The organism is Marinobacter persicus (genome assembly GCF_900114155.1).
Taxonomy (GTDB): Bacteria; Pseudomonadota; Gammaproteobacteria; order Pseudomonadales; family Oleiphilaceae; genus Marinobacter; species Marinobacter persicus.
In genome coordinates this window covers 184,441-193,789 of record NZ_FOSC01000009.1, presented here as the reverse complement: position 1 = coordinate 193,789, position 9,349 = coordinate 184,441, and the positions used below count along the sequence as shown (strand labels likewise).

Below are 9,349 nucleotides of genomic sequence, written 5' to 3'. Positions count from 1 at the left end.
TCGTGAAACCTCAACTTCTCGAACCGCCCGGTGCGGACCCGCATGCCGGGTGGTGTGGGAGGGGCGGAACCTATTGGTTCCCCCCTATCCCGATTCGGATCAGTGAATACGAATCGCCAGTACGTCACACTCGGTGCCGTGCAGAACACCGTTGGCGGTCGAGCCCAGCAGCAACTGGAAGCCCTTGCGGCCATGGCTGCCGACCACCACCAGATCCACCTGGTGCTCCTTTACCAGCCGGTGCACCTCTGATTCAGGGCGCCCCACGGTCACCACCTGGTTGGCGACCTCGATACCATACTCCTCACCGTATTTCGCCAGCTGCTCCCGGGCAGCCTTGTCCAACTGGTCCTGCAGCTCGCTCAGGTCCATGGGAATATCACCGCCATAGGCGTAGCCCACCGGTTCTACCACATGAACCAGCATCAGCTCGGCGTTCTGGGACTCCGCCAGGGCCTTTGCCTTGTTCAGAACCTGCGGCGCCTCTTCGGTCAGATCGATGGCGACCAGCATTTTTTTATAGGTGGACATTGTGTAACTCCTTTGTGTTTCGGAAATATTCCTAGAATAGTACCGTGACGGCAGAGAGAAAAGCATTCTGACCGGCCTGAAAGCGTAATAAAAGTTCTTGCAGAAACAAATTGACAAACGCCTGCTTTTTTTTCATCGTGTCATTCACGATTCAAACGAGTGTATGAATCAGCATAGCAGGATCGGACAGTACCAAACACAAACTGGAGATCAGTTGATGATTTACGAAGGTAAAGCCATCACGGTTAAAGAGATCGACGGCGCGATTGCCCGGCTGGATTTCGACTTGCAGGGCGAGTCGGTCAACAAGCTCAATCGCCAAACGCTCGAAGAACTGCGCGAGGCCACCGACGCACTCGCTGCCCGAAGCGACCTCAAGGGACTGGTAATCACCAGCTCCAAGGACAGCTTTATTGTCGGTGCCGATATCACCGAATTCACCGGGCTTTTTGCGGGTCCGGAAGAAGATATTATCGCCAGCACCAAAAAAGCCAATGACATCTTTAATGATATTGAAGACCTGCCTTTCCCGACAGTCACCGCGATCAACGGTATCGCCCTGGGCGGTGGTTGCGAGCTGGCCTTGTCCACCGATTACCGGGTCATGGCAACCAAAGCCAAAATTGGCCTGCCGGAAGTAAAGCTGGGCATTTTCCCGGGCTTTGGCGGCACCGTTCGCCTGTCCCGCCTCGTGGGCGTGGATAATGCCGTGGAATGGATTGCCGGTGGCACTGAAAACCGCGCCGACGCCGCGTTCAAGGTTGGCGCCGTTGACTCGGTAGTCGAAGCCGACAAGCTGCTGGAAGCCGCCGTAGCCATCATCAACCAGTGCAACGACGGTAAGCTGGACAACCAGGCTCGCCGGGAAGAGAAGAAGGGCAAGATCAAGCTCAACGCCATGGAAAGCATGATGGCGTTCGAGATTTCCAAGGCGTTCGTGGCCGGCAAGGCCGGCAAGAATTATCCGGCGCCGGTGGAAGCGATCAAGACCATGCAGAAACACGCCGGCATGACCCGTGACAAAGCCATTGAAGTGGAAGCCAAGGGCTTCGCCAAAATGGCCAAGACCAATGTGGCGGCTTGTCTTGTCGGCCTGTTCCTGAACGACCAGGCGCTGAAAAAGAAAGCCAGTGCCTGGGAAAAAGAAGCCTCGAAGGTGAATCTGGCGGCGGTTCTCGGTGCCGGCATCATGGGTGGCGGCGTTGCCTATCAGTCAGCGCTGAAAGGCACGCCTATCCTGATGAAAGACATTAATCAGGATGGCATCAATCTGGGTCTGAAAGAAGCCAAGAAGCAACTGGTCAAACGGGTCGACAAGGGCAAGATGGACGCCGGCCAGATGGCGGATGTGCTCAACCAGATCACGCCGACCCTCAATTACGGTGATTTCAAAAATGTAGACCTGGTTGTTGAGGCGGTGGTTGAAAATCCGAAGGTAAAAGATGCGGTTCTTCGGGAAACTGAAGACGCGGTGCGTGACGACACCATCCTGACCTCCAATACATCGACCATCTCCATCAACAAACTGGCGGCGAACCTGAAGCGTCCGGAAAACTTCTGTGGCATGCACTTTTTCAACCCGGTGCACATGATGCCGTTGGTGGAAGTTATCCGGGGCGAAAAAACGTCGGACCGTGCTATCGCCACCACGGTTGCTTACGCCAAGGCCATGGGTAAAACCCCGATTGTGGTGAACGATTGCCCGGGCTTTCTGGTAAACCGCGTACTGTTCCCGTATTTCGGCGGCTTTATCGGTCTGGTGCGCGACGGTGCCGATTTCCAACACGTCGACAAGGTGATGGAAAAGTTCGGCTGGCCCATGGGACCTGCTTACCTGCTTGATGTGGTTGGCATGGACACCGGCAAACACGCCGGCGAAGTCATGGCCGAAGGGTTTCCGGATCGCATGAAGCATGACGGCCAGACCGCCATCGATGTGATGTTCGAGAACAACCGCTACGGTCAGAAAAACGACGTCGGTTTTTACAAGTATGAATTGGACAAAAAAGGCAAGCAGAAGAAGGTGGTTGACGAGGAAACCTACAAACTGCTTGAACCTGTGGTTCAGGGCAAGAAAGAGTTCGACGAAGAGGACATCATCGCCCGAATGATGATTCCGCTGTGCCTGGAGACCGTCCGCTGCCTGGAAGATGGCATTGTCGAGGACCCGGCGGATGCCGACATGGGTCTGATCTACGGCATTGGTTTCCCTCCGTTCCGCGGTGGCGCCCTGCGTTATATCGACGACATGGGTGTCGACAAATTCGTTGAACTGGCAGACAAATACGCAGACCTCGGGGCACTTTACCACCCGACCGACAAGCTGCGTGACATGGCCAAGAATGGCGAAACATTCTTTGGTTAACCCTGAACGAGATTTCCGAACGGAGAAAGATCTATGAGCCTTAATCCGAGAGACGTTGTCGTCGTCGATTGCGTACGGACTCCGATGGGTCGCGCCAAGAATGGTTGCTTTCGCAACGTGCGCGCGGAAACCCTGTCGGCAACACTGGTCGAAGCCCTGTTTGACCGCAATCCGCAGCTTGATCCCAAGGAAGTGGAGGATGTGATCTGGGGCTGTGTTAACCAGACCAAAGAGCAGGGCTTTAACATTGCCCGCCAGATGTCACTGTTGACCCGCATTCCCCATGAATCGGCGGCACAGACCATCAACCGCCTGTGTGGCTCCTCCATGACCGCCATTCACAGTGCCGCCCAGTCCATCATGACCGGCAATGGCGAGGTCTTCGTGGTTGGCGGTGTGGAGCATATGGGCCACATTCCCATGACCGACGGGTTTGACCACAATCCGGCGGCTTCCAAGTACTCTGCCAAGGCTTCCAACATGATGGGGCTGACCGCGGAAATGCTGGCGAAAATGCATGGCATCACCCGGGAGCAGCAGGACGAATTCGGTGCCCGTTCCCATCGCCTGGCCCATGAGGCCACCGTGGAGGGCCGGTTTAAAGATGAAATCGTGCCGGTCCAGGGCCACGACGACAACGGGTATGTGAAACTGATCGAGGAAGATGAAACCATCCGCCCGGAAACCACGGTGGAGTCCCTGTCGCAGCTGAAGCCGGCCTTTGACCCGAAAAATGGCACGGTTACCGCGGGTACGTCATCGCAGCTCACCGACGGTGCTTCCGCCATGGTGATTATGTCCGCTGAGCGAGCCCAGGCCCTGGGCCTGACGCCGATTGCCAGGGTGCGCAGCATGGCGGTCGCCGGTTGTGATCCTGCCATCATGGGCTACGGCCCGGTACCAGCGACCAAGAAAGCGCTCAAGCGTGCCGGCCTGAAGCTGGAGGATATCGATTACTGGGAGCTGAATGAGGCGTTTGCCGGTCAGTCGTTGCCGGTTCTCAAAGACCTCAAACTGCTGAATGTGATGGACGAGAAGGTCAACCTGAACGGCGGTGCGATTGCGCTTGGGCATCCGCTGGGTTGCTCGGGGGCCCGCATCTCCACCACACTGCTGAACGTTATGCAGTCCCGTGGCGGTACCCTGGGTGTTTCCACCATGTGTATCGGCCTGGGGCAGGGCATTGCCACCGTCTGGGAACGTGTGTAAACGCCACCCGCGTGATTTCACGTTTACCGATCAAGCCCGGCGATTCGCCGGGCTTTTTTCGTTTACAGGGTTGTCTTGCAAATGCTGACCCTGTAAAACAGTGGAGCAACATACAATGGCAATACTGCGTTTTCCATTTGCCTGATTTTTATACGAGTTTACGGTTTATCCAATCGTTAACCGATTGATCGCCAAGGATACAGATTTCCGTTATGGGTAAAAGTCTCGTTATTGTCGAGTCGCCAGCGAAAGCGAAGACCATCAACAAGTACCTGGGCTCGGACTATATTGTGAAGTCCAGCGTCGGCCACATCCGTGATTTGCCGGTCAGCGGCAGCGGCTCCAAGTCAGACCCGAAAGAACGGGCCCGGCAGGCTGCCATCACCCGCAAGATGAACCCGGAAGAGAAGGCCGAGCACAAAAAGCGCAAGGCCCGGGAACAGCTGGTGGCGCGCATGGGGGTCGATCCGGATCACGACTGGGACGCCCATTACGAAATACTGCCCGGCAAGGAAAAAGTGGTCAGTGAGCTCAAGCGCCTGGCCAAGAATGCCGACCACATCTATCTGGCAACGGATTTGGACCGGGAGGGGGAGGCCATAGCCTGGCACCTCCAGGAAACCATTGGTGGCGAGCCCGAGAAATACCGACGGGTTGTGTTTAACGAGATTACCAAACGCGCCATTCAGGAGGCTTTCGAGGACCCCGGCAATCTGGATGGCAATCGCGTTAATGCGCAACAGGCCCGGCGTTTTCTTGATCGGGTGGTGGGCTACATGGTGTCACCCCTGTTGTGGGCCAAAATTGCCCGTGGCCTGTCGGCCGGCCGGGTTCAATCCGTTGCCGTGCGCCTGATTGTCGAACGTGAACGGGAAATCCGCGCCTTCGTGCCGGAAGAGTTCTGGCAGTTGCACGCGGATCTGGCGCCGAAATCCGCAAAAGATCCGGTAAGGTTTGAGGTTACCCGTTACGACGGAAAGACCTACCGCCCCAACAATGAAAGCCAGAGCAATGAACATGTTGCGCGCCTGAAAGAGGGTGGCTTTGAGGTTGCCAAGCGCGAAGACAAGCCGACAAGATCCCGCCCGTCAGCACCATTCATCACCTCGACCCTGCAGCAGGCGGCCAGTAACCGCATGGGGTTCAGCGTGAAGAAGACCATGATGCTGGCCCAGCGTTTGTATGAGGCCGGTTTCATTACCTACATGCGTACCGATTCCACCAACCTGAGCCAGGATGCGATCAGCAGTTGTCGGGAGTTCGTCCAGAAACAGTTCGGTGATCGGTATCTGCCGGAGGCCCCGCGTGTTTATGGCAGCCGGGAAGGCGCCCAGGAAGCCCACGAAGCCATTCGGCCTACCGATGTCAGCCGTCGCCCGACAGACATCAAGGGGCTGGAGAAAGACGCCGAGAAGCTGTACGAATTGATCTGGCGCCAGTTCATCGCCTGTCAGATGGCGGACGCCGAATTCCTGAGCACGTCCATTGTCGTGGCCAATGGCGACTACGAGTTGCGTACCCGTGGCCGAATCATCAAGTTTGAAGGTTTCCTGAAGGCTGCTCCGCAATCGTCCAAGAAAGAAGAAGACGTGGCTTTGCCGGATATCCAGGTGGGTGATCCGCTGGACCTGAAAAAGCTGGATCCGAGCCAGCACTTCACCAAGCCGGCACCGCGTTACACCGAGGCGAGCCTGGTTAAGGAGCTGGAAAAACAGGGCATTGGCCGGCCCTCCACCTACGCTTCCATTATCTCCACCATTCAGGATCGCGGCTATGTGAAGCTTCAGAACCGCCGGTTCTATGCCGAGAAAATGGGTGAGATTGTCACTGAACGGCTGGCGGAATCCTTCTCAAATCTGATGGATTACGATTTTACCGCTCGCCTGGAAGACGAGCTGGATGAAATTGCTGAAGGCGAAGTGGACTGGAAGAAAGTCCTGAACGATTTTTATGCCCGTTTCCGCAAGCAATTGGAGGAGGCGGAAAAGCCCGACGGCGGCATGCGCGCCAATACGCCCACCGGGACGGACATACCTTGCCCGTCATGCGGTCGGCACATGCAGATACGGGTGGCCAGTACCGGCGTATTCCTGGGCTGCTCCGGCTACTCATTGCCACCAAAGGAGCGCTGCAAGACCACGATCAACCTGATTCCCGGCGACGAGGTGGTGAGCGCGGATGAAGACGTGGAAGGCGAGGGTGAAACCCGCCTGTTGCGCAAGAAGCGCCGCTGCCCGAAATGCGGCACCGCCATGGACAGCTACCTGATTGATGAGAAACGCAAGCTGCATGTGTGCGGTAACAACCCGGACTGCTCCGGCTATGAGGTGGAAGAGGGCAGCTTCCGCATCAAGGGTTACGATGGCCCGACCCTGGAGTGCGACAAGTGCGGCTCAGAGATGCAGTTGAAAACCGGCCGTTTCGGCAAGTATTTCGGTTGTACCAATACTGAATGTAAAAATACCCGCAAGCTGTTGAAAAATGGTGAACCGGCGCCACCCAAGATGGACCCGGTGCCCATGCCCGAGCTGCAGTGCCAGAAGGTGGACGACACCTATGTGCTGCGTGACGGTGCTTCCGGGCTGTTCCTGGCGGCCAGTAAGTTCCCGAAGAACCGGGAGACCCGGCCACCGCTGGTAATGGAGATTAAGCCGCACCGCAAGGAAATCGATCCGAAATACGATTACCTGATGGACGCTCCGGAAAAAGATCCGGAAGGCAACCCGACGGTGATCCGCTACAGCCGGAAGTTCAAGCAGCAGTACGTGATGTCGGAGCAAGACGGCAAGGCGACTGGCTGGTCGGCGTGGTACGAGAGCGGCCGCTGGGTGCCGCACGACAAAAAGAAAAAGTGATTTTTGGCCACGGAACCCATATATGGGTTCCGTGGCTGAAAATCAGTTTTTACGAAGCCTTTGGATGAGGGCGGAGGTATCCCAGCGGTTGCCGCCCATATCCTGCACATCCCCATAGAACTGATCCACCAGGGCGGTAACAGGTAATTTGGCGCCGTTGCGGCGGGCCTCGTCCAGGCAGATGCCCAGGTCCTTGCGCATCCAGTCCACGGCAAAACCGTGGTTGAACTCGCCGGCGATCATGGTGCTGGAGCGGTTTTCCATCTGCCAGGATTGCGCCGCTCCCTTGGAAATCACATCCACCACTTTCCGCACATCCAGATTGGCCTGCTCGGCAAAATGCAGGGCTTCTGACAAGCCCTGGACCAGGCCGGCGACGGCAATCTGATTCACCATCTTGGCTTTCTGGCCGCTGCCGGCCGGCCCCATCAGGTTGATAGCGCGGGCGTAGCACCCCAGGATCTCGCAGGCCTTGTCGAATACCCTCTGTTCGCCGCCGCACATGATCGTCAGCTGACCCTTTTCAGCGCCTTGCTGGCCGCCAGACACGGGCGCGTCGAGAAAAGCCTGGCCGCGTTCGGCGGCCGCTCGGGCCAGTTGCTCTGCAACGCCGGCGGAGGCAGTGGTGTGGTCGACCAGAGTGGCGCCGGCGGGTGTATTGCTGATAATGCCGTCATCACCGAGATAGACCGCCTCCAGGTCTTTGTCGGCGCCCACGCAGGTTACAACCCAGTCTGCTTGATTGACGGCCTTTTTCAGGGTGTCGGCAGCAACGCCGGGATATTCGGCCGCCCATTGCTGTGCCTTGCCTTGGGTCCGGTTCCAGACGGTCACCCGGTGGCCCCCGTTTGCCAGATGGCCAGCCATGGGGTAGCCCATGATGCCCAGACCGATGAACGTGATATTGGCCATATAGTCGCTCCTTTGCAGCGTCCCCTTTTAAAGGCTGAGGATTGCTGGTGCCATAATACGAAAAAAGCCGCTGAAAACAGCGGCTTTTTTATTACGCGATCGAAAAAGCGAATTTACTTCTTCGGATAGTCGCGCTCGGTGTGACCGGTGTACAGCTGACGCGGACGACCGATACGGTTGGCACCGGAGTTCATTTCGTTCCAGTGAGAGAACCAGCCGATGGTGCGCGACAGTGCGAAGATCACGGTAAACATGGAGGTCGGAATGCCGATCGCCTTCAGGATGATGCCTGAGTAGAAGTCGACGTTCGGGTACAGCTTGCGCTCTACGAAGTAGTCGTCTTCCAGGGCGATTTGCTCCAGACGCTGGGCGATCTTCAACTGCGGATCGTCTTCCATGCCCAGTTCTTTCAGAACTTCGTGCGCGGTTTCACGCATGACTTTGGCGCGCGGATCGAAGTTCTTGTAGACACGGTGACCGAAGCCCATCAGACGGAACGGATCGTTCTTGTCCTTGGCTTTCTCGATGAAGCGCTCGATTTCGGACTCGTCACCGATCTCGGCGAGCATGTCCAGAACCGCTTCGTTGGCACCGCCGTGGGCCGGGCCCCACAGGGCTGCGATACCGGATGCGATACACGCGTACGGGTTGGCGCCGGTGGAGCCAGCCAGGCGAACAGTGGAGGTAGAGGCGTTCTGCTCGTGATCGGCGTGGAGGATAAAGATCTTGTCCATGGCCTTGGCCAGGATCGGGTTCGGCTTGTACTCCTCGCACGGGGTACCGAACATCATGTACAGGAAGTTCTCGGCGTAGGACAGATCATTACGCGGGTACATGAACGGCTGGCCAACGGAGTACTTGTAACACCAGGCTGCGATGGTGGGCATCTTGGCAATCAGGCGATGGCCGGTGATTTCACGCTGCTTGGGGTTGGTGATGTCCATCTGGTCGTGATAGAACGCAGACAGTGCGCCAACCACGCCGCACATGATTGCCATCGGATGCGCGTCACGGCGGAAGCCGTTAAAGAAGTTGCGCATCTGGTCGTGCAGCATGCTGTGGTTCTTGATGGTTGCCTTGTACTCTTCGAGCTGGGCATCGGTAGGCAGTTCGCCGTTCAGCAGCAGGTAGCAGACTTCCAGGAAGTCAGAGTTTTCTGCCAGCTGGTTGATCGGATAACCACGGTGCAACAACACGCCCTGATTACCATCGATGTAGGTAATGGCAGACTCGCACGCTGCTGTGGAAACAAAACCAGGGTCGTAAGTGAAGACGCCTTCCTGTACCAGGCTGCGAACGTCGATAACGTCAGGGCCGATGGTGCCAGAATAAACCGGAAGCTCAATGGACTTATCACCCACCGAGAGCGTGGCTTTCCTGTCGGTCATGGTGCTCTCCTGTTGATTAGCTGAAGCAGCTTTTCTGCATTTGTTGATGCGCCAGAAATGCGCGTATTTTCACAATTCCGGAGGCAAAA

General features: G+C 56.9%; 6 protein-coding genes. 3 read left to right on the top strand and 3 right to left on the bottom strand.

The window, feature by feature from the left end:
• Nucleotides 1-99: 99 nt before the first annotated feature.
• Nucleotides 100-531 carry a universal stress protein gene (locus BMZ63_RS11515; protein ID WP_091705646.1) on the bottom strand — a complete coding sequence of 144 codons (432 nt, stop codon included), beginning with the start codon at nucleotides 529-531 and terminating at the stop codon, nucleotides 100-102.
• A 217-nt stretch (nucleotides 532-748) separates the two neighbouring features.
• Here BMZ63_RS11515 and fadB point away from each other — a divergent pair, with 217 nt between their 5' ends.
• The 3 genes from fadB to topA all read left to right on the top strand — a co-directional run bounded on the left by fadB (nucleotide 749) and on the right by topA (nucleotide 6,960).
• The gene (fadB, locus tag BMZ63_RS11510; RefSeq protein WP_091705644.1) at nucleotides 749-2,896 is read left to right on the top strand and encodes a fatty acid oxidation complex subunit alpha FadB; all 2,148 of its coding nucleotides are present in this window, start codon (nucleotides 749-751) and stop codon (nucleotides 2,894-2,896) included.
• A gap of 33 nt (nucleotides 2,897-2,929) precedes the next feature.
• A complete protein-coding gene (fadA, locus tag BMZ63_RS11505) occupies nucleotides 2,930-4,105 on the top strand; it encodes an acetyl-CoA C-acyltransferase FadA (protein WP_091705643.1) in 1,176 nt (391 codons plus the stop codon).
• Nucleotides 4,106-4,317: 212 nt separating this feature from the next.
• Entirely contained in the window at nucleotides 4,318-6,960 is a 2,643-nt protein-coding gene (gene topA / locus BMZ63_RS11500; protein ID WP_091705641.1) for a type I DNA topoisomerase, read from the top strand.
• Between the two features lie 42 nt (nucleotides 6,961-7,002).
• Here the strand turns inward: topA and BMZ63_RS11495 are convergent, their stop codons facing one another.
• A complete protein-coding gene (locus tag BMZ63_RS11495) occupies nucleotides 7,003-7,872 on the bottom strand; it encodes an NAD(P)-dependent oxidoreductase (RefSeq protein ID WP_091705640.1) in 870 nt (289 codons plus the stop codon).
• Between the two features lie 113 nt (nucleotides 7,873-7,985).
• Entirely contained in the window at nucleotides 7,986-9,260 is a 1,275-nt protein-coding gene (gene gltA, locus BMZ63_RS11490; protein WP_091705638.1) for a citrate synthase, read from the bottom strand.
• Nucleotides 9,261-9,349 lie beyond the last annotated feature (89 nt).